The organism is Staphylococcus sp. GDX8P80P (assembly GCF_017893095.1).
Taxonomy (GTDB): Bacteria; Bacillota; Bacilli; order Staphylococcales; family Staphylococcaceae; genus Staphylococcus; species Staphylococcus borealis.
The window spans coordinates 1-1,015 of record NZ_JAESMI010000147.1; the positions used below are offsets into that span (position 1 = coordinate 1).

1 protein-coding gene is annotated in these 1,015 nt (G+C 43.7%); it reads left to right on the plus strand.

The features are described 5' to 3' along the window. Positions 1 to 52 precede the first annotated feature (52 nt). On the plus strand, positions 53 to 1,015 hold a 963-nt coding region (locus tag KA858_RS11530; protein WP_481906476.1), incomplete at its 3' end, for a Rib/alpha-like domain-containing protein.

Genomic DNA, 1,015 nt, shown 5'->3' on the forward strand with positions numbered 1-1,015 from the left:
ACAGGAGCAGTAACAATTCCAGATTATCCATCAGAAAAAGGAACAACCAGTAATCACAGTTAATAACCCAGGTAATTTACCAAATGGAACTACACCAGGAACAGTAAATGTCCCAGTAACAGTGACATATCCAGATGGAAGTGTAGATCATATTGATGTACCTGTGACAACAGGAGAAAAACCTGCTAATAACAATGTCACTTATGAACCAGTAACAACTGGAGTGAAACATGATTATGGAACACCAACAACATCAGATGATGTAATTGGTTCAGTAACAGTTCCTAATTATCCAACAACAGGGGAACAACCGGTAATCACAGTTAATAATCCTGATAATTTACCAAATGGAACTACACCAGGAACAGTAAATGTTCCAGTAACAGTGACATATCCAGATGGCACAGTAGATCATATTGATGTACCTGTAACAACTGGTAAAAAACCAGCAGCTACTGCTACTAAATATGAACCAACAAGTGATGTTGTTCGTAAGCCATATGGAGTACCAACAACTGAGGGTGATGTAACTGGAGCGGTAACTGTTCCTAACTATCCAACGACAGGAGAACAGCCAGTAGTTACAGTGGATGATCCAGAAAGTTTACCAAATGGTGAAAATCCTGGCACATATTATGTTCCAGTAACAGTAACTTATCCAGATGGTTCACAAGATCATATCACAGTAGAAGTTGTCATTGACGAAGAACCAATTGATAGTGACGCAGATGCAGACAGCGATGCAGACGCAGATAGTGATGCAGACGCAGACAGTGATGCAGACGCAGATAGCGATGCCGACGCAGACAGTGACGCAGACGCAGATAGTGATGCCGATGCAGACAGTGATGCAGACGCAGATAGCGATGCCGATGCAGATAGTGATGCCGATGCAGATAGTGATGCCGACGCAGATAGCGATGCCGACGCAGACAGTGATGCCGACGCAGATAGTGACGCAGATGCAGACAGCGATGCAGACGCAGATAGTGATGCAGACGCAGACAGTGACGCA